At 36.8% G+C, this 22,149-nt stretch carries 19 protein-coding genes and 1 other RNA gene; 9 read left to right on the forward strand and 11 right to left on the reverse strand.

What is annotated here, in order from left to right; genetic code table 11:
* The first annotated feature begins 94 nt into the window (after positions 1-94).
* From gcvT to BW936_RS13750, 5 genes are all read left to right on the forward strand, one after another.
* Entirely contained in the window at positions 95-1,180 is a 1,086-nt protein-coding gene (gene gcvT, locus BW936_RS13730; RefSeq protein ID WP_076549031.1) for a glycine cleavage system aminomethyltransferase GcvT, read from the forward strand.
* Positions 1,181-2,095, forward strand: coding sequence for a glutaminase (locus tag BW936_RS13735; RefSeq protein ID WP_076549033.1), 915 nt, complete (start codon positions 1,181-1,183; stop codon positions 2,093-2,095).
* Positions 2,092-2,919 carry a sugar nucleotide-binding protein gene (locus BW936_RS13740; RefSeq protein ID WP_076549036.1) on the forward strand — a complete coding sequence of 276 codons (828 nt, stop codon included), beginning with the start codon at positions 2,092-2,094 and terminating at the stop codon, positions 2,917-2,919. The genes BW936_RS13735 and BW936_RS13740 overlap by 4 nt, the downstream gene beginning before the upstream one ends.
* Positions 2,920-2,936: 17 nt before the next feature.
* Positions 2,937-3,227 carry a 4a-hydroxytetrahydrobiopterin dehydratase gene (locus tag BW936_RS13745; RefSeq protein WP_076549362.1) on the forward strand — a complete coding sequence of 97 codons (291 nt, stop codon included), beginning with the start codon at positions 2,937-2,939 and terminating at the stop codon, positions 3,225-3,227.
* 96 nt (positions 3,228-3,323) lie between these two features.
* A complete protein-coding gene (locus BW936_RS13750; protein ID WP_076549039.1) occupies positions 3,324-4,034 on the forward strand; it encodes a YebC/PmpR family DNA-binding transcriptional regulator in 711 nt (236 codons plus the stop codon).
* 403 nt (positions 4,035-4,437) lie between these two features.
* On the opposite strand, the gene BW936_RS13755 is transcribed toward BW936_RS13750, so the two are convergent.
* The 9 genes from BW936_RS13755 to BW936_RS13795 form a co-directional block, all read right to left on the reverse strand.
* Positions 4,438-10,473 carry an Ig-like domain-containing protein gene (locus BW936_RS13755; RefSeq protein WP_076549042.1) on the reverse strand — a complete coding sequence of 2,012 codons (6,036 nt, stop codon included), beginning with the start codon at positions 10,471-10,473 and terminating at the stop codon, positions 4,438-4,440.
* A gap of 84 nt (positions 10,474-10,557) precedes the next feature.
* Positions 10,558-11,022 (reverse strand): phage tail protein, encoded by a 465-nt coding sequence (locus BW936_RS13760; protein ID WP_076549045.1) that lies wholly within the window; start codon positions 11,020-11,022, stop codon positions 10,558-10,560.
* A 12-nt stretch (positions 11,023-11,034) separates the two neighbouring features.
* The gene (locus tag BW936_RS13765) at positions 11,035-11,595 is read right to left on the reverse strand and encodes a peptidase associated/transthyretin-like domain-containing protein (protein ID WP_076549049.1); all 561 of its coding nucleotides are present in this window, start codon (positions 11,593-11,595) and stop codon (positions 11,035-11,037) included.
* A 530-nt stretch (positions 11,596-12,125) separates the two neighbouring features.
* Positions 12,126-12,653: a 1-acyl-sn-glycerol-3-phosphate acyltransferase gene (locus BW936_RS13770; RefSeq protein WP_076549052.1), complete on the reverse strand. Its 528-nt coding sequence runs from the start codon at positions 12,651-12,653 to the stop codon at positions 12,126-12,128.
* 65 nt (positions 12,654-12,718) lie between these two features.
* The gene (locus tag BW936_RS13775; RefSeq protein ID WP_076549364.1) at positions 12,719-13,846 is read right to left on the reverse strand and encodes an iron-containing alcohol dehydrogenase family protein; all 1,128 of its coding nucleotides are present in this window, start codon (positions 13,844-13,846) and stop codon (positions 12,719-12,721) included.
* A 2-nt stretch (positions 13,847-13,848) separates the two neighbouring features.
* Positions 13,849-14,550: an HAD family hydrolase gene (locus tag BW936_RS13780; protein ID WP_076549054.1), complete on the reverse strand. Its 702-nt coding sequence runs from the start codon at positions 14,548-14,550 to the stop codon at positions 13,849-13,851.
* Positions 14,541-15,254, reverse strand: coding sequence for a 3-deoxy-manno-octulosonate cytidylyltransferase (gene kdsB, locus BW936_RS13785; RefSeq protein WP_208611130.1), 714 nt, complete (start codon positions 15,252-15,254; stop codon positions 14,541-14,543). Before kdsB ends, BW936_RS13780 begins: the two co-directional genes overlap by 10 nt.
* A gap of 26 nt (positions 15,255-15,280) precedes the next feature.
* Entirely contained in the window at positions 15,281-15,850 is a 570-nt protein-coding gene (locus BW936_RS13790) for a DUF4126 domain-containing protein (protein ID WP_076549059.1), read from the reverse strand.
* 63 nt (positions 15,851-15,913) lie between these two features.
* Complete coding sequence (locus tag BW936_RS13795; protein ID WP_076549062.1) at positions 15,914-17,347, reverse strand: ATP-dependent DNA helicase; 1,434 nt, start codon at positions 17,345-17,347, stop codon at positions 15,914-15,916.
* Positions 17,348-17,448: 101 nt separating this feature from the next.
* On the opposite strand from BW936_RS13795, the gene BW936_RS13800 reads away from it, so the two are divergent.
* The 3 genes from BW936_RS13800 to BW936_RS13810 are packed head-to-tail and all read left to right on the forward strand — an operon-like array spanning position 17,449 to position 19,449.
* Positions 17,449-18,099, forward strand: coding sequence for a hypothetical protein (locus tag BW936_RS13800; RefSeq protein WP_076549064.1), 651 nt, complete (start codon positions 17,449-17,451; stop codon positions 18,097-18,099).
* A complete protein-coding gene (locus BW936_RS13805; RefSeq protein WP_076549067.1) occupies positions 18,077-18,913 on the forward strand; it encodes a DUF3822 family protein in 837 nt (278 codons plus the stop codon). Before BW936_RS13800 ends, BW936_RS13805 begins: the two co-directional genes overlap by 23 nt.
* Positions 18,913-19,449 (forward strand): RsmD family RNA methyltransferase, encoded by a 537-nt coding sequence (locus BW936_RS13810; protein WP_076549070.1) that lies wholly within the window; start codon positions 18,913-18,915, stop codon positions 19,447-19,449. Before BW936_RS13805 ends, BW936_RS13810 begins: the two co-directional genes overlap by 1 nt.
* Positions 19,450-19,546: 97 nt before the next feature.
* On the opposite strand, the gene rnpB is transcribed toward BW936_RS13810, so the two are convergent.
* An RNA gene (gene rnpB, locus BW936_RS13815) (RNase P RNA component class A) lies at positions 19,547-19,855 on the reverse strand.
* 110 nt (positions 19,856-19,965) lie between these two features.
* Between rnpB and BW936_RS13820 the strand changes: the two genes are divergently transcribed.
* The gene (locus BW936_RS13820) at positions 19,966-21,807 is read left to right on the forward strand and encodes a DNA polymerase III subunit gamma/tau (protein WP_076549073.1); all 1,842 of its coding nucleotides are present in this window, start codon (positions 19,966-19,968) and stop codon (positions 21,805-21,807) included.
* Here the strand turns inward: BW936_RS13820 and BW936_RS13825 are convergent.
* Entirely contained in the window at positions 21,802-22,149 is a 348-nt protein-coding gene (locus BW936_RS13825; RefSeq protein ID WP_076549076.1) for a transmembrane 220 family protein, read from the reverse strand. The two genes, BW936_RS13820 and BW936_RS13825, sit on opposite strands and share 6 nt — an antisense overlap.

Below are 22,149 nucleotides of genomic sequence, written 5' to 3' on the forward strand. Positions count from 1 at the left end.
AATTAAAGATTACAATATTTTCCCAAATGAAGGTCTAGCCACATTTGCTTCTATTTATTTTCAATAAATTTGTATTGTCAATAAACAGAAGAAGATGAAAAATACTGCGCTTACTACAGCACACGAATCCCTTGGTGCCAAAATGGTTCCATTTGCCGGTTATAACATGCCCGTTTCTTACGAAGGTGTAAATGCCGAACATGAAACAGTACGTAACGCTGTTGGAGTTTTTGATGTATCGCACATGGGCGAATTTTTAATTTCCGGACCCAATGCGTTAAATCTAATTCAAAAAGTATCCTCAAACGACGCCTCTAAATTGACCATTGGAAAAGCACAATATAGCTGCTTACCTAATGAAACTGGTGGCATAGTAGATGACTTAATCATTTACAAAATAAAAGAAGAACAATACTTATTGGTCGTAAATGCCTCTAATATTGAAAAAGACTGGAATCATATTTCATCTTACAACACAGATTTAAATGCAGATATGCAAAATATCTCTGAGGGATATTCGCTTTTGGCCATTCAAGGTCCTAAAGCAGTTGAAGCTATGCAATCCTTGACCTCTGTTGATTTAGCTACTATTAAATTCTACCATTTTGAAGTTGCTGATTTTGCAGGTATAGACCATGTAATAATTTCTGCCACTGGATATACAGGTTCTGGCGGATTTGAAATTTATTGTAAAAATGAGGAGGTAAAACAAATATGGGACAAGGTATTTGAAGCGGGAGCAGATTTTGGAATAAAACCAATAGGACTAGCGGCAAGAGATACCTTACGCCTAGAAATGGGATATTGTCTTTACGGAAATGATATTGACGATAACACCTCCCCTTTTGAAGCTGGTTTAGGATGGGTAACAAAATTCTCCAAAGAATTTGTAAACTCTCAAGCTTTGGAAAAAGAAAAACAACAAGGACCGGCACGAAAATTGATAGCGTTTGAATTGGATGATCGCGGAATTCCAAGACATGGTTACGATATTGTTGATGAAAATGGAAAAACTATAGGTTTAGTAACCTCGGGGACCATGTCACCTTCAATGGGAACCGGAATAGGATTAGGTTATGTTCCTCCAATTTTTACAGCAGTAGGCAGTAAAATAAATATCCAAATTCGGAAGAAAGCAGTATCGGCAACTGTAGTAAAATTACCATTTTACAAAAAGTAAATGATAGATTTTCAAAGTATTCTTACCTCTATTAATGAAGCCGTAATTCATGAAAAAGATAAAGGTAAGATTGCAGACTATATACCAGAATTAGCCAAAATTGATATCAATAATTTTGGCATTCATCTTATAGATAGCCAACAAGAAAACTATGCTGCCGGTAATTCAGATGAACAATTTTCCATACAAAGTATTTCTAAAGTTCTAAGCCTGTCCATGGTATTGGGACTTATTGGTGAAAAAGTTTGGAAACGTGTAGATGTTGAACCTTCTGGAGACCCGTTTAACCATCTATCGTTGTTAGAATTGGAAAATGGAATTCCTAGAAATCCGTTGATCAATCCCGGAGCTATTGTCATTGCGGATATTTTGGTCTCTCAATTAGAAAATCCTAAAGAAGAATTTTTAGCGTTCGTTCAAAATATAGCCAACGACTATACTATTGATTATGATAAAGAGGTAGCGAAGTCCGAAAAACGTACAGGGTTCATGAATTTTGCAGCAGCCAACCTTTTAAAATCGTATGATAATTTAAATAATGATGTAGATGTAGTCTTAGACTTTTATTTTCACCAATGTTCACTTTCAATGAGCTGTGCACAATTAACACATATCTTTTATATGTTTATGAACCATGGTAAATGTAGAAGAAACAAAGCATACCTGACATTATCTCAAGTAAAACGGATTAATGCTATTATGCTTACATGCGGATTCTATGATGAAGCCGGTGAATTTGCTTTTGAAGTTGGTCTACCTGGTAAGAGTGGCGTTGGTGGCGGTATTGTTGCATTACTACCAAATAAATTCTGCGTTGCTACATGGTCTCCAGGACTCAACCCTAAAGGGAATTCTAAATTAGGAATGTTAGCCCTAGAAAAATTAACTACACAAACAGAACTTTCTATTTTTTGAAATTAGACTCTAAAAAAATATTGATTCTTGGCGGAAGCGGATTCATAGGTAATGCTATTTACAAAGAGCTTTGTAATTATTTTGATACCTATGGCACCTATTGCCATGCTGCAAATTCATTTTCATCTAACAAACAGTTTGTACATTACAATCTGGAGGAAGATGATATTGTTGAAGTTTTAGAAGAAGTTAAGCCACAAATCATTGTTTCTGCTCTACGGGGAAATTTTGCAGCCTTGGTTATTGCCCATAATCATATTGCCGAGTACATTTTAAAAGAAGATTGTAAAGTTTACTTTATTTCATCTGCCAATGTTTTTGATGCCTATAGCAAATATCCATCATACGAAATGGATAAAACTTTATCTGAAAGTGTATATGGAAGGCTAAAAATCAAAATCGAAAATATGCTGCTCAGATTACCAAAAGATAAAATGGCTATCTTAAGAGTACCTATGGTCTTTGGTAACAGCTCTCCAAGAGTGAAGGTTATGAAAAAAGCCATTATAGCCAATGAACCTGTAGAGGTTTTTCCTAATTTGATATTAAATGTTACCAATGATGATAAGCTAACCCAGCAAATTCATTATCTTATAAATAGAAATAAAACAGGTATCTATCATTTAGGAAGTAATGACTTAACACATCACGAAGATTTTATAAAGGAAATATTGGAACGTGTTGGCAATTTTAACCCTATTATAAAAAGAGTGTATACGACCAATGAAGATAGATATTTGGCCGTTTTACCAAAAACTAATACATTACCTAAAAATTTACAGTTTACTTTTCAAGATATTATTGACCATCATGTTTTAAATTAGTAGCAATTATGAAAGAAATGGAAAAATTTACAGACGAGCAAATAGCGGATTATTTGGGTCAACTTGACGGATGGGAATTTGTGGATGGTGCCATAGAAACCACATTTGAATTTAAAAATTTTAAAGAGGCCTTTTCCGTAATGACAAGAATTGCATTTGAGTGTGAAGCCCAAGGTCATCACCCAGATTGGAGCAACGTTTATAACACCTTAAATATTCGTTTAAACACTCACGATGCTAATGGTGTAACCGAAAAAGATTTTGTTCTGGCTAGAACTATAGAAGATATTATAGAAAGTGAATTTTAATAACCAATACTAATAGTTGAAAATGGTATTCACGGAATTCATTTAATGATTTCTGAACATTGACCGTTTTTGTACATTTGTTTAAAATAATTTACCATGGGAAGAGCTTTTGAGTTTAGAAAAGCACGTAAAATGAAAAGATGGTCAGCAATGTCCAAAGCCTTTACTCGTATAGGCAAAGATATAGTAATGGCCGTAAAAGAAGGCGGACCAGATCCTGATTCAAATTCAAGACTAAGAGCAGTTATACAAAACGCCAAGTCTGTTAACATGCCAAAAGACAATGTGGAACGCGCTATTAAAAGGGCGAGTGACAAAAGTCTTGGTGACTATAAAGAAGTTCTTTTTGAAGGATACGCTCCTCATGGTATTGCTGTATTGGTAGAAACAGCCACTGACAACAACACAAGAACTGTTGCCAATGTTAGAAGTTATTTCAATAAATGTAATGGTAACTTAGGTACTTCGGGCTCTGTTGAATTTATGTTTGATCATACTTGTAACTTCCGTATTCCAGCAGAAGGCTTAGACCCAGAAGAAATAGAGTTAGAATTAATTGATTTTGGAGCAGAAGAAGTTTTCGTAGACGATGATGGTATTCTGATTTACGGCCCTTTTGAAAGTTTTGGTGCCCTACAAAAAGAATTGGAGAACCGTGAAATTGAAATCTTATCATCAGGTTTTGAACGTATACCGCAAGTGACAAAAGCACTTAATGAGGAGGAAGCAGCAGATGTAGAAAAGCTTCTAGAAAAATTAGAAGAGGATGATGATGTGCAGAATGTATATCATTCTATGGAAGAATAACAAAATTATCTAGTTCTAAGTAAAGCTACCTATATTGGTAGCTTTTTTTTATATGAACAAGTTAATTAATCTACTTACTTGTTCAATGCTAATTTTATGTATAATCATTTTAACAATTTTCTGTATTTATAAATACTTACTCAAAATCTTATAGATTTCGTTTCTATAATCCAAGTACCTATAAATAAAACACATGCCCCCTGGTATAACCCATTAACAGGAAGCTTTATTTCATTTTCACATAACCGTAGTAATTGCTACAGTTAAAAACTATTTTAATTACAAAAGCCACTCAAATGAGTGGCTTTTTCTATGCTATCAATCTACATTTTTAAATTATACTATTCTCTATGCTAATGAGGTTACAACGTATTTTAAATAATAATCACCAATTCTAAACCTATTATTTCCTTATAATTTTTAAAGTTTCGGTTCCAAACACAGAAGTCATACGGACAAAGTAAAATCCTTTAGGTATTTCTCCTGTATTCAAATTAATATCATTATCGCCTTTCTTAAAAGCGTATATCCCAAAATCCTGAAGTTTTTGTCCAATACCATTGTACAATGATAGTGTTCCATTCATATTTAATGGAGACTCTATGTTAAGATTTAAATGATCCCTGAACGGTATAGGATAAGCTGTTAATTGTAACTGCGTTATAGATTTAAAACTATCTGTGCCGTTTGGACAAACATTGGCATGAAGCACTACATAGAATTTATCCGAATTCCCAACATTTACACTTTCAAATGTAAAGGTATTAAAGTCTCCCTCAATGGTATCGCTAAAAGGATACTGACCTGGAGCAGTAGTGAATCTACCGTTATTATCCGTTGGCAAAATATCTGCACCTACATATAATTGGGCTACCGTTATTTTATAACCAGGTAAGGTAGAAACCATTACTTCTACAGCACTATTAGCATAAGTAACCTCAACATTTCCTACCAGAGTGCCGTTAGATATAGTACACTGACCTGCTGCCGCATATAAATCCATTTCATAAGTACCATTGGTAGCTGGGAATTCATTCATCCACCCCCAACGATTTCCAGAGACATTAGGTATATCTACAAAACATGTTCTTACATTTTCATCTTTAGATCTAGCAAAAGCTGTTTCACATTGGTCAATAGCTCCTAAGTCGCAATCATTATTATTTTGATAAACATCCCAGTTACATGTTTGTGCGTTCCACTCAGCAGTTTCGTTACATGCTGTATTCGGTATTTCTGGCTGTTCACCCATAACATCCCAACGACATGTTTGCTCGTTCCATTCTGCTATTTGATAGCATTCTATCATAGGCTCCATGGCCTTCTCACCATTGATCTCCCAGTCGCAGATTTGATCGCTCCAGACCGCAGTTTGGTAACATAATGTACTAGGCATCTCTGGTTGTCCGTCCAAAATATCCCAAATACATGTAGCTTCATTCCATACAGCAGTTTCATAACATTCCGTTACTGGTTCCAAAGGTTTCTCTCCATAGATCTCCCAATCGCAGATCTGATCGCTCCAGACCACAGTCTGGTAGCAGAGTGTCATAGGCATCTCTGGCCGTTGTCCATCTATTATATTCCATGTACACGTAGTACCATTCCATTCTGCTGTTTGGTTGCATTCTGTTATTGGTTGCAAGGGTTGCTCACCAGAGATAATCCAACTACAGGTTTGCTCGTCCCAAACTGCAGATTGATAACATGCTGTCATTGGCTTATCAACTTTTATGCAGATAGTATCATCACATGCATCTGGAATTCCATCATTATCCATATCCACATGGTCATCACCTTTATCACAGGTATCAAAACAATCTGCAACACCATCACTGTCCATATCAAAACCTTCGTCTATCTGACCATCGCCATCGTTATCTATACCGTCACAAACCTCTTGGTTCGGTTCGGTAATTGATATACTACATTGAGATGTTGCCCCGGTAGCATCTGTAATGGTTACGTAATGGGTGCCAGAACCTAAATTATTATTTAATTGCTCTGTTGAACCATCGTCCCATACATAGGTGTGTGGTCTATAGCCACCGTTACCGTGAACCATGGCAGATCCATCCTTTGCGTCGTGCACACTAACATGGTTATAAAGGTTTATCCAACAGTACAGTTCTTTCGCTATATCTATTTGAGCAATGCTGACACATCCTGCAGCATCGGTTACCGTAACGCTATGTATGCCATAAGTTATTTTAGTAGCGGTCTGGGTGGTCTCTCCATTGTCCCATAGATACGTATAGTGGCCAGTACCTCCTTTCGGATATACTGTTGCAACGCCATCTGTAGTCTCATGGTCGGTGGTTAATTTAACTTGTACAATATTGGACGTAAAGTCGTTACAGTTCCCAGTATTCGGCTCAGTAATAGTCACACTACATTGAGATGTTGCCCCCTTGGCATCGGTAATGATCACTTCATGAGATCCTACCGTTAACGCCGTATTCAGCTCATCCGTAGAACCATCGCTCCAAAGATAGGTGAAAGGCTTAAAACCTCCATGTCCATGTACACGGGCAGCTCCATCCTTGCCGCCACGCACGCTAACATTTTGTACCAAATTGGTCCAACAATATAATTCTTTAGCTATATCTATCTGACAAGTGGTCTTACAACCGTTAGAATCGATGACCGTTACACTATGCATACCATACGTTAATGCAGTAGCTGTCTGTGTTATTTCACCATTGTCCCATATATAGGTGAATTGATCCGTACCGCCTTCAGTATTTACGGTGGCAACACCATCTGCCGTCAAATGATTTGTACTCAATACATCTTGTTGAATAGAACACACCAACGGTTGATTATTGGTAACCGTGAAGGTTTCCGAGGTCATCGTACACCCATTTTCATTAGTCACCTCTACGGTGTAGCTACCCTCCAGAGCGGTGATAGTCTGTGTAGTCTCCCCACTAGGAAACCATAGGTAACTGGAATACCCCGCACCGGCATCAAGGACCACCCCATCACCGTCATGGCAATAGCTTTTATTTCCTTCAATTTCAACTAAAGGTGTAGGATTCACCGTCAAGGTCGCCACTTCACTAATAACCGAACAATCATCGGTATCATCGTCTGGAGTACCGTTGTCCGAAGTTACTATGACCCTATACTGGTTGCCATTTGCTATTGTACCTGGTCCTGTGAAAAGCCAGTTTGGCAAGTCTCTATTTAAATTGGAAAAACTACCAGTACCTTGAAAATTTAATTGCCATTGATAGCTCAAAATACCATTACCAGTAGCCTTTATAAAAATCTCCCCTTCATTACCACTACATAATGATATATCTAGAGGTTGTGTTTCAATGGCTACGCTGCACGGTTCTACCTCATGTTCTACCGTTACCGTTGATGTACAGATGGCCACATTACCTGCTTCATCTACAACAAGTAGTTCCACTACATTGGTTCCAATATCGGCAGCTGTAAAGTCTATACGCTGTGGCAACATCCCAGGTGCTCCTCCATTACCGACTACTATGGTAATCTTGGTTTCACCTACGTTGGCACCGCTGCCGTCAAATGCTTTTAAGTATATCTCATAGGTACCATCTACATTTGGATCAAAGGCCTTACCGGCCTGTTCATTGAAGAAATCAAGGTTCCATGAGTTCTGTGCAACATTGTTTGCTGCCAATAATCCTACATAAGATGCTGGGCCCGCAGCCGTAGTACCGCCGCCATTGACCGTCATATTATTACCAATGGCATGGTCTGCTAAAGGTAAATTAATAGGATCAAATATATAATAATCAGTGCCCGTACTGGCATCATAATCAATACCCATTTCATAGGTAAGACCGTTTAGCTTATTACCCAAAGTGCCCGTAGGGTCTGTGTTTATGCTCCACTCAAAATTCCAACTTGCCCTGGTCAACGATGTTCCGCCCGCTATGGCTGCATGTAAGTATGTACCATCTCCGTTGCTATTAAATGTGTTCTGTGGACTTGGATAACGCACCTTTGCCCGAAGCCCTAGTTCCACACTGCCCGTTTGATTCACTGTAAAACCGCCGTTTGCATTCCCGGACCCGAAAATGACCTCCGGAACAATGTTCTTGTCAAATACTCTTGCTACCCTACGCTGAACGCCGTATGAAACAATGGCAACATTATCTGTTGAACCGTTATCTATTTGTGAAATTTCCAAGGTTGCATTGTCAAATTCGTCAAGCACAACGGTAACGTCCTGGCACGCAGCCATTGGGGGAATGTTATCTATTGGCGCAACAGTTGTAAAGTGCCAATCAACCCCTGCATTTAAACCTCCAAAACCATTGCCTTCTACATCTTCAAGTGCTCCAGCTGACACCCCCACCGATATATTAGCATTTGCTGGCAGATCTAACTCTGGATCTATAGTTAAGACATTTCCACTTATAGTCACTTGAGAATCGGTTAAAGGAATAACTCTAAGCAAACCTGCATCTTGATAAATTGAAATAACTCCTCCAGCTCCCTGTATGGACTCATTAAAAGTAATTATTAAATTAGCATCAACGGCAACATCGATTGCTCCGTTTAAAGGAGAAAGGGATACAACCGTGGGTGGCGTAATGTCTACACTACTTACTACAACATCAAAAGAACAACTATACGTTCCACTGGTCATGGTCACTGGTGTAGTACCTAAACCAATTGACGTACCTGGTGCAGGAGATTGTACAAGTGAGCCCAATATCATAGTACTGGTGACCTCTTGTCCAAAAGCAAGTGACCATAGGACCCAACTAGGTTCAGTACTGACTGTAGTTGCCCCTGCCCCAAAGTCTACCGTCACTAAATGGGTAAAATCAGGTAATGCCACCGTACCGCTTGCATCGGCATAAAGGCTTTGGTTATCGGGACAAATTAAATTTCTATCGGTTATTATAACTGTTATCAGTTGAACACAGCTTGAAGAATTTCCATTAGTATCAGTGGCGGTCCAAGTTCTAGTTAAAAGGCTTTCAGTAGTCCAGCTATCGGAATTGGTGACAGTAAGCACTCCGGTGCCACCAGTTGCGGTTGCCGTTCCTATACTGGAAGGATCTATTGAATCGCCCACATTTACAGTAACATTGGTTGGACATATAATTATAGGGGAATTGTTAATAACGTGAAAGGTCAGCACCACATCCTGCTCTTCCTTAAGGCTCACCCTAACTCCGTTTGTAATTGGATTGGTTGTAGCACCAACACTTACATCAATCAGATCTATTTCCCAATTTACTGGTAAAGCGGTTGTTATATCGTAATCCCCAACCACAAGTGACAAAATTTGAATATTATTAGTACGCGTTGGGTTCGAGGTATTATCATCATCCAAGATAACATTCACATCGCTAAGACCGGGTCTTGTTAAATTAAAAGGAAAGTCCGTTCCATCAGAAGGTGTTGATTCTAGCAATACACGTATGCTCCCCAATTCCACAACATTGGTCACCGTAATTAAAATATTCTGAACTTTATTTAAGCCTCCGCTATCGGTCACAGTTACCTGAACCTCATATACATTATCGCCAGATGCATCAGTTGGTATTTCAAAGTCAGGGCTGCTATTAAACGTTATAATACCTGTATCGGCATCAATGGTAAAAAAAGCTTGATCTGCACCGCCTGATAAATTATAAGTTAAACCTGCACCTTCTGCATCATTATCATCTGTTGCGTTTATATCAATAGCTCCTACTTGGTTTTCTTCCGCATTTGCAGTATCTAAACTTGTTACTAAAGGCGGTGTATTTACTGGACTTACGGTTATTGCTCCTAGATTAACATCTATTGTTCCTGGAAATACATTATCATTATCACTAATCCAATTTGCGGGATTATGCAGAATAGCACGTATCTCTTCAAGAGTTCCTGTCAATGGACATAAACCTATGGAACAACTAAACTGCCAATTATCTTGTTCTATAGGAAACCGTATTGCTGTATCACCAGTAGTCAGCGCATCTGGTAAAGCTGATGTTGTATTGGTCGTTGCAGCACCGTCCCAATTAGCATCGTCACTACCATTATCAACAACATTTAAATGTAGTCCCGCAACAAAAATAGGGTTAGCTATTGTACCTTGGATAGCGAACAGTTGGTCTCCCCTAACAGTAAACGCAGCTGCTGGTGGGCTTAAATTCTCAAAACTCAGAATTACAACCTCACCAGCACTAAATGCAGACTCAGCTGTCCAAGTAAACTCACCATCACCACGTGCTAAGGGTTGTACAAAGCCCGAACCATCATTCCAACCCCTATCCGTAAAGGTTATGGTAGTGTTAGTTGCTATGTCTTTTAGTATTACAAACGCGAAAAAATCGTTAAAATCTTGATCACCATCCGTGCTTACGCCTATAAAAGCTATGTCGCCTGCAGATAACGAAGTCTGCGCAAATGCAATGCATGTAGTTAGGCAAAATGCCAATAATAACATAATATTTTTCATATTGTTGGGTTTAGGTTGGTGAGTTGAACTCTTTTTTTAGCTTCTGGATGGAAATATGCCTACTACTGCTATAATAAAGTTTACCTATTGATATGGTTGCATATTATTTACTGGTTGATTACCACCCACATTATTTTGTGGCAAAGCCCCCATTATGGTATCTGAAATGGTACCGAAACCATCAAAACCTGCACCTGCTATAAAGTTATTAGCAGGTACTTCCGCATTAGCCTCTTCTTTCGCAGGCAAGGATACAGCATGGTTATGTGCCGGTAACTGATTTTCATTTAATATATTTATTTCAGCCCCTGATTTCTGTCCTAACGGTCTTGGTACCAAGCCTGGTCCTTGGCCTGCATGCATAGGAAGCCTACCTCGCAAATCTGGGAGTCCGAATGTAGTTCTTCCGTCACCTCCATAGATGGTCCCCAATATTGAAAAAAGTGCCGTGTTTGAATTAATAGCTAAAAGTTGCCCGTCACATAGTGCCCAACCTCTTGGTGCAAAGTTTCCTGCGAACATGATTATTGTTCCTAAAATAGGGTCCATAGTTATTTAGATTTAATGGTTAATTGTAAAATTGAAATTGATTATTGATTTATTTAAGACAGTAGAGAACGTAGGAAAACGCATATTTTCAGCTAATTGCTGATTATTCTCCCAGTGTTCTCCAGTAATATGTGCCCCCAGATCACTAAACAACAGTTCTGTAAACATGCTTCTACCTTCATGTGAAACTTTAAAATAAATACGGTGTTTTTTTCCTGGTTCCCGGTTGGGCCAATCCGTAATAAATGTATAGGCACCATCATCATCTGTAAACATTTTACCGCGATGTCTGTAAACCATCTTTTCCGGAGATAAATGCCATACCTCTATCATGGCATTTGGAATAGTAGTTTTTCCTGTGGCATCATATAATTTACCGTATACCGATACTTCTTTACTTAAATTAGATGTTCGTAAATCTGTTTTTACATCTGTATACGAGGTATAACCCTTAAATGGTAAGCTATTAGCTCCTATTTCTTTTGCTATTGCTCTGGTTGGAACACAAATAAGACCTGTTGCCATCAACAAAGACTTACCAAGAAAAAGACGTCTTGGGTAATTTTTTTCCATTCTAGTTAATTTAGGTTAATAGATAACTAGACCAATTTCAAGGATGATGTGGGTTTAAAATAAAATATGCATAAACAAGTCCATCGAATTATGGAAGGAGGGAAAAACCAGTTCTAAATAGTTTAATTTAATTATTCTGAATTTAACATTAAAAAAGTGTACCCTAATGACCAAAAGATGTATTTTTCGACGAACGGCTCATAAAACAAGTTGAAAAACATGTCTTAGAAGTAATAATTCCACTTTTCCAAAAAACAAAAACCATTAGGAATTCTGATTAAATAAAATTACCCCGCTGTAGCACAATTTTTGTAAAGCACCCTGAATTAAGTTAACATAGGCGTTATAAACGACTAAATAAGCATAGCAAAGAAACTCAGGACAAGCTCGCGAGGCATGAAATTGAGAACATAATTAATATTTCCAAGGAAGCGTCTGAGAATTTACATCTCAATTATCAAGTAAAAAATGGTCGGTCAAAAAAGTTATAAGTCTAGCTGCTATAAAACATCTTAAAAGCACATATGGAATCAATGTTTTCCTTCTACTCCATTAAAAAAAGCATGGTACTTTTTGAAATCGGCTTCCTTATCTTCTGTTGGGAATAGAGGTTCTGACAATTTTATTTCTTTCTTGCCGTAGTCAAAAGCAACAAGTAAAATAGGGACATTGGCGGTTTTGGCTATATAGTAGAATCCTGTTTTCCATTTTTCTACTTTTTTTCTGGTTCCTTCCGGAGAAAGTGCCAACCTAAACTTTTTTCTTTGGCTGAAAATCTCTGCTGTAGCTTTTACTGTGTCATTAGTTTTCCTGCGATCTATAGGTGCACCGCCTGTACACCGAAAAAACCAACCAAAAGGTGCCTTGAACAAGCTCTTCTTTCCTACATAATTTATTTCTTCATCCCAAACTGCACGTACTAATAATCCCAAGAGAAAATCATACCAGCTGGTATGTGGCACTACAATAGCTACAAATTTATCTAAATAGGATGGAAAGGTTCCTTTCAGCTCCCATCTCAAAATTTTAAAATAAATAAATTTAGCTATTTGCTTCATATAATTAAAATGAGGATCCACCTATTAAACAACCCCTACCGATTAAATAACCGAAGCCAAACGCTTTAAATTTTTTGATAAATAGTTTTTAGCTTTTCGGGGGTAATTATGGATTTCCACTGTTTGCCTAATGCATTTTCCCATAAAGGCTCCATACCTAAGGCAACTGTAGTCATCGTATTCATTTCTTCATCAGACAAGTTAGCACAAACTCCTTTTGGCAACTTTACTTGATGTTTTTGGAGCATTTTATTAAAAATTTCTACTCCCTCTGAATAAAATTCTTCTAAATATTGAAAAACCAAACAATTACCTATGCCGTGTTTTACTCCCAACACATACCCCAAACCATAACTCATTGCATGCGCTACACCAACTTGCGAATAGGCTATGCTCATACCACCATGCCAAGATGCCATCATCAACTTCTCTCTACTTTCAGATTCTTCTATATCTTCTAAAAATACTTCTTTACAGAGTTCTAACGATTTCTCTCCATAACTTTGACTGAACGCATTTAAAAATGTTCCATTTAGTGATTCAACACAGTGAATGTAACAATCCATACCAGTATAAAACCATTGTTCTTTTGACACTCCCTTAGTTAAATCTGGATCTAATAAAACCTGATCAAAAGTAGTATAATCTGAGTTTATTCCTAATTTCTTATCTGGCCCCAATAACACCGTAGTTCTGGATACTTCTGCTCCAGTGCCACTTATAGTTGGTATACCTACATGATAGATTGAAGGTTTATTGACCAAATCCCACCCTTGATATGCTGATGCACTACCCTTATTGGTTAGCATAATTGCAACCGCTTTTGCCAAATCTAACAAGGTACCGCCGCCAATACCGATAATACCCGATGGCAATTCAGTAAACTTTTCTTGTATCATTTTAACAAGAGCATCTACTTGTTCTGTTTTTGGCTCTTCTTCAGCAGAAATCAAAATAATTTGATCACAAAAAATGCTAGGTATTCTACCAATAAGTTCCGTATTTTCAAAAACATCATCTACCAAATAAATCATTGGTGCTTCAGAATGTTTTCGTTTTGTCATTAAAATATCGCCTAGAGTGTTAAAACTTCCTTTACCATAGACAACTCTTGGTACCATTGGGAAATTTCTAAACTCTTCAGAAGCCTTTGTTGGTATTTTCTTCAATGCCATTTGTTTATTCACGTCCATTTTCATTTAACATATTCCAAAATATCCATCAACGTAGATATCGTAATATATCCTTTATTCTCTACCGGTGCGTTTACCTCTTCATGTTCCCATGTGGTATGAAATGGTACATGTACAGCTCTCGCTCCTATTTCAACTAGCGGTAAAACGTCTGACTTTAACGAATTTCCTATCATTAAAAACTCACTTGGTGCTATTTGCAAATGTTCTAGCAGATCGGTATAATTCTTTTCCTTTTTATCACTCAGCACTTCTACATGATGAAAATATTCTGATAATCCTGACCGTTCTAATTTTCGTTCTTGGTCTAAAAGGTCTCCTTTTGTCAAGACAATTAATCTGTATTTACCTTTCAAGCTATTCAAAACATCTTCTACTCCATCCAATAATTCTACAGGCTGAGTGATCATTTCTTTGCCTAAATCTAAAAGCGCTCCAATGGTTTTTGATGATATCTGATTGTTTGAAAGCTCTAAAGCACATTCAATCATGGAAAGCACAAAACCTTTTATTCCATAACCATATAAATCTAAATTCTTTATTTCTGTTCTAAAGAGCTCTTGATCTATTTTATTTTTGGTTTCGTACTTTTCTAACAAATTGGCAAACTTATCTTCAGTATCCCTAAAATAGGTTTCGTTTACCCACAGGGTATCATCTGCATCAAAACCAATTACATTAATTCCGTCAAAATTTATTTCCATGCCGCTTGAGCTTTCTTTAAGTCCTCAGGAGTATCTATTTCTATGCCCTGAACATTCGTTTCTACCATTTTAATCTTCTTACCATATTCTAAATAACGAATGGCTTCAATTTTCTCCGTTGCTTCTAATTGTAACATTGGTAAACGTTGAAAATCCATTAAAGCACTTTTTCTAAAGGCATATATACCTTTATGCTTATAATAAACGGTGTGCTCACTTTTTGCTCTTGGATAAGGTATAGGTGACCGTGAAAAATATAATGCAAAATCTCTATTATCTACTATTACTTTTACGGTATTAGGGTTATTAATTTCTTCATCATCCGTGATTTTAACCATTAAAGATGCCAAATCAATTTCTTTATGAACGTCATCTTCAAAAACCTTCATTACCCCTTCTAAACTTTCTCTATCCGTAAATGGTTCATCTCCTTGTACATTGACAATTATGTCGACATCCATCTGCATTACGGCCTCTGCGATACGATCACTACCACAATCATGTTCTTTTTTACTCATGATTGCCAAACCACCTGCTTTAATGATAGTGTCATAGATAACATCACTATCTGTTACCACGTACACTTCATCAAATAATTTGGTATGCACTGCAGCTTGATATGTTCTTAAAATGACCGGTTTACCAGCTAAATCTTGCATTAGTTTTGCAGGAAATCTAGAGGCCGCATAACGGGCAGGTATCATTGCTATTTTCTTCAACTACTTCTATTTTATGTTTTTGCCTTTGGTCTTAAGCTTCTATATATCCTAAAAACGATCACCAAGATGATAATCACCAAAACCGCTGCTAAGATAGGTGCAAATATTGAGGCGACCGACACTACTACTGCGGTAGCGGTTTCTACCGTTGTTATCACCGGGTTAGCCAAGCCACCTGTTGTGGCGGTAGATGCCAATCTACCTGTTGCACCAGCTCCTTTTATAGCCGTTGCAGTTCCTCCACCGGCAATTATTGCCAATGACCAAGTAATTACAGGGTCTAAATCCGCTACTGTTGAAACCATTACCGCAGTACCTGCTATTGCTGCTAAAGGTACTGCTATACTATCTAACAAATTATCAAACCAAGGGATAAAATAGGCGAATATCTCTAACAATGTAGCTATTCCTAAAGTTAGTACAGCTACCAGACTTCCTATCCACTGCCAATGATCATTTAACTCCCATACGCCAAAATAGGAAGCCAAACTCAAGGCAAACAATGGTAGAAATACCCTAAACCCAACAGATGCGGCCAACCCTATCCCTAAAAATATACTTAAAACCGTATCTGTTGTCATATGCTATTTGTTATTGGGGAAATATTTTTTTTAGGCATCATTAATTACTAAAATAACGTTTTCTTAATCAAGAAAAAAATCGTCCTTAAAACCAATGAGATACAATTTACTCTTTGCCCTAGTAACTGCAGTATACAACCAACGCAAGTATTCTTTATCTATACCATTTGGCAAATAAGGCTGTTCTATAAAAACGGTGTTCCATTGTCCCCCCTGAGATTTATGACAGGTTATGGCATACGAGAATTTTACCTGTAAACCATTAAAATACTTGTTATTCTTAACCCCCAAAAACTTCTTGTATTTAGAACTCTCATGGGCAAAATCTTTCATTACTTCTTGGTACAGCCTATTACCATCTTCATAAGATAAGGAAGGAGATTCTGCGGTAATGGTATCTAACAACAATACTGTTTCAAACGGAGCCATGTTAGGGTAATCTACCATTTTAACTTTTACCTCTGCAAACTTAAAAGTGTAGATTTCCTTAATATCGAATATTTCCAGAATCTCAATAATATCTCCGTTTGCAATAAACCCCGCTTCTGTGCTTGGCTTTAACCAATAGTAGTTATTCTTAACTACCATCATAAAATCGCCAACGGCAATATCGTTCTCTAAAAACAGTATACGTTCTCTTATATTCTGATTGTAAAGATTTGCACGTTTATTGGAACGTACAATAAATGCCGTTTCCTCTTTCCCGTTTTCTGAATACGAACTATCAATGGCTTCTTGTATTTCATTACCATCAATTAATCGTACTATATCGGTAAAGGGATCTACATCAAATTTAAAATCTTCAAAGAAATCACTTTGCAATTGCTCTCTTAATAAGGTAGCATTTGCCAATATTCCAGAATCACCAGCTTGCCTTACTACTTCATTCAACTCTAGATGAACCACTTCTTTATTATAATTCAAGGATAGTTTATCGCCATCTAATGCTGGACTCAACACCAAATGAACAGGTGGCAATTGTGCGGTATCCCCTATTAATAATAATTTACACTTGTGACCAGAATACACGAACATCATTAAATCATCTAATAAAGAACCGTTCTCAAATAGTTTAGAATCGGCAGCCGTATCCGGTATCATAGATGCTTCATCTACTATAAATAAGGTATCTCTATGTTTATTAGGGGCCATTACAAACTGTACTCCACCCCCACTTTGTTTCTTTGGAAAATATATCTTTCTATGAATGGTAAACGCCTGCGTTTTTGAATAATTAGACATCACTTTTGCCGCCCTACCTGTAGGTGCCATAAGCACAGCTTTCTTCTGAACCTTCCATAAACTGTTAACTAAAGTGCCGATTAAAGTAGTTTTACCTGTACCTGCGTAACCTTTTAACAAAAAAACTTCATCCTTGACCGCTGACAGTGTAAACTCTGCTAACTTCTGCAAAGCCACTGATTGCGTGACAGTTGGTGTATGAGGAAATTTAGTTTCTAGTATACTATAGAATGATGCGGGTGTTGTTGCTTTCATGTGCCTTCAAAGATAAAGATGATTTTTAGCCTAAAAACTTTTACGATTAAAAAAAAATTGTAGATTTGTGAAGACCACTAAATAAAAATAACACATACGAAATGAAGACCATTATACAAATTGTACTTTGGATTGGATGTATCGCTTTAGGATACTTTATTTACAACTCCATAACTGGACCAATCAAATTTAAAGAAGTAAAAGAAGAGCGTTATTCGCAAGTTGTCGCCAAATTAAAAGACATTAAAAACGCTCAAGAAGCTTACAAAACAGTTAATGGCAAATATGCGAATGACTTTAATAGTCTAATTCGTTTTATTGATACTGGTAAATATGTGATTACCCAACAGAGAGATTCTTCTTTCATGGAGTTTGATAAAGCATATGGTATTGATATGTTGAAAGAATTTAAAATTATTGATACCTTGGGAACTGTTTCTGTTAAAGATTCACTTTTTAAAGCAGATAACAGATACAAAAGCTTAATGGATGTACCTACAGCTGCAAACGGTGAGAAATTTACCATGAAAGCTGGATTTGTAGAAAAGAGCGGATACAAAGCCCCTGTTTTTGAAGCAAAAGTTGATAAAGAAGTTGTTCTTTATGATCAACCTAAAGATTTATTATCTCGTGAAAAAGCAGCTTTAAGTGTAGAAGAAGTAAATGGACCATCAATTTACGTAGGTTCTTTAGACGAAGTTAGCACAAGCGGTAACTGGCCTCCTATATATGACAAAAAAGTTAAAAAATAATAGCTTAAATATAGCGGATAAAAATTTTAAGAAATTGTCCATTCAGGTTAGCTTGAATGGACTTTCTTTTTGTGTGGCAGATACTGTCTCACAAAAATTGTTGATTTCTGATAGGGTCAACTTTTCCGATGAAAAAAACCCAATGGCCGCTAAAGATGAATTGGAGAAGCTTTTTCAAAAGCATGATATAGAGAACATGCCATTTGATGAAGTCGTAGCCGTTCACAGAAATACCCTTTTCGGGCTTGTACCAAAGTCATTATTCAACCCTGATCATTTAAATGAGTATCTTAAATTCAATACCAAGGTATTAGCGAATGATGTTATTGCTTATGACGAAGTAGAAAACCATGATTTAGTCAATGTCTACGTACCTTACGTAAACATTAACAATTACATCTACGATCTTTTTGGCGAATTCGATTTTATGCACAATGGTACAGTATTACTGCAGTCTTTACTGAACAACCAAACTCAAAATCAAGAGATTACCTGCTTTGTACATGTCAACAAAGAACAGTTAGATATTACTGTCCTAAACCAACGTAAACTACTGCTTTATAATAGTTTTAAATATCAAACAAAAGAAGATTTTACCTACTACCTTCTTTTTGTAATTGAGCAATTAGAACTAGACCCTAAGATTGTAGTTGTAAAACTATTTGGAGATATTGAAGAGGACGACGAAATTTTTCAGCTGTGCTATAATTACATTCAGAACATTAGTATTTTTGAAACGTCTACCGCTCAATTATCCAAACTTGGAGAACCTTCAACAGGTTCTATAGATTTCACCCTTATTAATACAATATAATGCGCATCATATCAGGAAAACACAAAGGACGTCACTTAATGGCTCCTAAAAAACTACCTGTAAGGCCTACCAAAGACATGGCCAAAGAGAGTTTGTTCAATATTTTGAACAATAGTTACTATTTTCCAGACTTAAAAGTTCTTGATCTTTTTGCCGGCACAGGTAATATTAGCTACGAATTCTCCTCTAGAGGTGTTGCTGATGTTCTGGCTATAGACGCCCATTCTGGCTGTATAGAATTCATAGACAAAACCGTAGAATTGTTAGATATGAACATACGCTCGTTAAAAAGTGATGTATTTAGCTTTCTTCAAAGAAATACCGAGAAATTCGATATTATATTCGCAGATCCTTTCTATGATATGGAGCTAACCGATTTTGAAAAATTGCCCGAACTAGTTTTTGAAAATGACCTTCTATTGGAAGATGGTGTGTTAATAATTGAACATTCTAACCATACTAGCCTAGCCGAATTTCCATACTATAAAAATTCTAGAAAATACGGAGGGAGTGTCTTTAGCTTTTTTGAGAAGTAACTATTAAATACAAAGTCTTCATTTATTAAAATACAAAAACTCGTTGATTACGCATGTACTTATTACTGATGTGCAACTCCTAAATTTGTCATATCAGTAAAAAAGCAGGCCATAAGCCGGATTCTGTATTCCGAAAATATCAGAATTCCTTATCATTTATCTAGGCAATGGGTTACCCCAGGGCTCTAACCGCCTACCCTTCGATTTGGGCGTGCAGCCCTCAAACACCGATTTACATGACGTTTCACCGTATAGAGTTTACCTGGTTTCACTACAGCCGAACTGTACTTGCTTTCTGTTGCACTTGTCCTCACATTTCTGTGGACGGGCGTTACCCGCTATACTGCACTATGGTGTCCAGACTTTCCTCTCCCAATTACTTGGCAGCGATAAGGTGGCCTGCTGAGCGCAAATGTACTGTAATTGTTGATAACTAAGCATGATCTCTTTTCTTAATTCTCGTTAGAATTAAAGGCTATATTTATATTTGTAATAAGTTTAATCATAGATAGAATTTTGGAACCATTTATTGTATCGGCTAGAAAGTATAGACCCCAGACATTTAAAGATGTTGTGGGTCAGCAATCTATTACCAACACATTACAAAATGCAATAGACCAAAATCACCTGGCACAAGCTTTATTATTCTGCGGACCAAGAGGTGTTGGTAAAACTACCTGTGCCCGTATTTTGGCCAAACAGATCAATTCTGATGGTACAGAACAAGAAAATGAAGATTTTGCCTTTAATATCTTTGAATTAGATGCCGCTTCTAACAACTCAGTAGATGATATCCGTAATCTTATTGATCAAGTACGTATACCACCACAAGTTGGTAAATACAAAGTGTATATCATTGATGAGGTACATATGTTATCTCAGTCTGCTTTCAATGCATTTCTTAAAACTTTAGAAGAGCCACCAAAGCATGCTATTTTTATATTAGCGACAACAGAGAAGCATAAAATCATACCTACGATTCTTTCTAGATGTCAAATTTTTGACTTTAAAAGAATTACTGTTAAAGATGCTGCGGAGTATTTAAAATATATTGCCGAGAACCAAGGTGTAAATGCTGAAGATGATGCTTTACATATTATTGCACAAAAGGCTGATGGCGCTATGCGTGACGCCTTATCTATTTTTGATAGAGTCGTTAGTTTTTCTGGCTCAGAACTTACTCGTAAAGCGGTTACGGAAAATTTAAATGTTCTAGATTATGATACTTATTTTGAGGCTACAGATTTAATCTTAGAACACAATATCCCAGGATTACTGATATTGTTCAATAAGACATTATCTCTTGGTTTTGACGGTCACCACTTTATAGCTGGCCTAGCATCACATTTTAGAGATTTAATGGTTTGTCAACATCCTGATACGATTAACTTACTAGAAGTTGGTGAAGCCGCACAACAACTATATAGGGATCAAAGTAAAAATACAGCCCCCTCCTTTCTGCTGAAAGGTTTAGAGATTTCAAATGACTGCGATTTAAAATATAAAACGAGTAAAAATCAACGCTTACTCGTTGAACTTACACTTATGAAACTTGCCTCTATCAATTTTGATGGAGAAAAAAAAAATCCTGAATCCGTAGCTCTTAACAATAAGACTATTGATTTTATTGCTCCTTCCGCATTTTACAATCAAGTACCAACTAAAAAAAATGTAGTAAAACCAGTTACCGAAAATCAAATAGTTGGTACGCCATCAGAAGGTTCAAAAGAAACAATTGCTACAAATAAGTTTACCGGAACCCCATCAGCACCTAAACCGGGCCAAGCCACCGCTGAAGCCCAAGTAACACCTAAAGAACCTCAACAAAATACGAAAGCAACACCGACGGCAGAAAGTACTACCGATGTCAAAAAACCCATTATTAATCTTCCAAAGAAAAGGGTTTCAGGACTTTCAATTTCTAGCTTAAACGCTAAAAAACAACATGAGCTTAACAAGGTGGAGGTTGTTATTGATGAAAACAACCTACCTAAAGATGCTTTTACTGAAGAAGAACTTCGCAAGCATTGGGCAGATTTTATAGAGATAATAGACAAGAAAGGTCAAAAGATTCTTGCATCTAACCTGCATTCCGATATTCCAAAATTGAAAGAAGGCTTTGCTATTCACCTAGAACTTCCTAATGGTACCATGAAAAAGGAAATTGAGCGTGAGCAGTTTGAATTGATGGAATATTTACGCGCAAAATTAAATAATCACTTTGTTCATTTGGTTATTACTGTAAATGAAACCACTTCAACAAAATTTGCATTTACGCCCGAAGAGAAATACGAAAAGTTAAGACAGAAGAATCCGGTAATTGATTTATTAAGACAGGAATTCGATCTATTCTTATAATTTTTTCTTAATTATAAAAGCAAATACCAATAGTACCAGTGAAATTATCAGAAGTCCAAAAGCTTCTCTCCCCAATTCTACGGTAACAATATCTCCATCATTTAAATCAAATCCTTGAAAATTGGTAGGATAAAGATAAATGAAACCCATAAAAGCAAGTACTCCTAAAACCAAGGGCACAATGTATCCTATCTTGTTTAATGCGAACAATAGCGAGATTAAAGCTGCAATACCGTAGATAATAATCCAATGTAACGAGTCTGGATCATTGTATTGCAAAACGGCACCTACACTAAATAATACCACAAAAACGTAGCCTAATATCTTAAATAATAGATTCAT

The organism is Maribacter ulvicola, from assembly GCF_900155985.1.
Lineage (GTDB): Bacteria > Bacteroidota > Bacteroidia > Flavobacteriales > Flavobacteriaceae > Maribacter > Maribacter ulvicola.

What these genes read in the sequence shown, in the direction of transcription:
- gcvT (WP_076549031.1), top strand. Translation starts at nt 95, where the DNA reads ATGAAAAATACTGCGCTTACTACAGCACACGAATCCCTTGGTGCCAAA.
- BW936_RS13735 (WP_076549033.1), top strand. Translation starts at nt 1,181, where the DNA reads ATGATAGATTTTCAAAGTATTCTTACCTCTATTAATGAAGCCGTAATT.
- BW936_RS13745 (WP_076549362.1), top strand. Translation starts at nt 2,937, where the DNA reads ATGGAAAAATTTACAGACGAGCAAATAGCGGATTATTTGGGTCAACTT.
- BW936_RS13750 (WP_076549039.1), top strand. Translation starts at nt 3,324, where the DNA reads ATGGGAAGAGCTTTTGAGTTTAGAAAAGCACGTAAAATGAAAAGATGG.
- BW936_RS13755 (WP_076549042.1), bottom strand. Translation starts at nt 10,473, where the DNA reads ATGAAAAATATTATGTTATTATTGGCATTTTGCCTAACTACATGCATT.
- BW936_RS13760 (WP_076549045.1), bottom strand. Translation starts at nt 11,022, where the DNA reads ATGGACCCTATTTTAGGAACAATAATCATGTTCGCAGGAAACTTTGCA.
- BW936_RS13765 (WP_076549049.1), bottom strand. Translation starts at nt 11,595, where the DNA reads ATGGAAAAAAATTACCCAAGACGTCTTTTTCTTGGTAAGTCTTTGTTG.
- BW936_RS13770 (WP_076549052.1), bottom strand. Translation starts at nt 12,653, where the DNA reads ATGAAGCAAATAGCTAAATTTATTTATTTTAAAATTTTGAGATGGGAG.
- BW936_RS13775 (WP_076549364.1), bottom strand. Translation starts at nt 13,846, where the DNA reads ATGGACGTGAATAAACAAATGGCATTGAAGAAAATACCAACAAAGGCT.
- BW936_RS13780 (WP_076549054.1), bottom strand. Translation starts at nt 14,550, where the DNA reads ATGGAAATAAATTTTGACGGAATTAATGTAATTGGTTTTGATGCAGAT.
- kdsB (WP_208611130.1), bottom strand. Translation starts at nt 15,254, where the DNA reads ATGATACCTGCCCGTTATGCGGCCTCTAGATTTCCTGCAAAACTAATG.
- BW936_RS13790 (WP_076549059.1), bottom strand. Translation starts at nt 15,850, where the DNA reads ATGACAACAGATACGGTTTTAAGTATATTTTTAGGGATAGGGTTGGCC.
- BW936_RS13795 (WP_076549062.1), bottom strand. Translation starts at nt 17,347, where the DNA reads ATGAAAGCAACAACACCCGCATCATTCTATAGTATACTAGAAACTAAA.
- BW936_RS13800 (WP_076549064.1), top strand. Translation starts at nt 17,449, where the DNA reads ATGAAGACCATTATACAAATTGTACTTTGGATTGGATGTATCGCTTTA.
- BW936_RS13805 (WP_076549067.1), top strand. Translation starts at nt 18,077, where the DNA reads ATGACAAAAAAGTTAAAAAATAATAGCTTAAATATAGCGGATAAAAAT.
- BW936_RS13810 (WP_076549070.1), top strand. Translation starts at nt 18,913, where the DNA reads ATGCGCATCATATCAGGAAAACACAAAGGACGTCACTTAATGGCTCCT.
- BW936_RS13825 (WP_076549076.1), bottom strand. Translation starts at nt 22,149, where the DNA reads ATGAATCTATTATTTAAGATATTAGGCTACGTTTTTGTGGTATTATTT.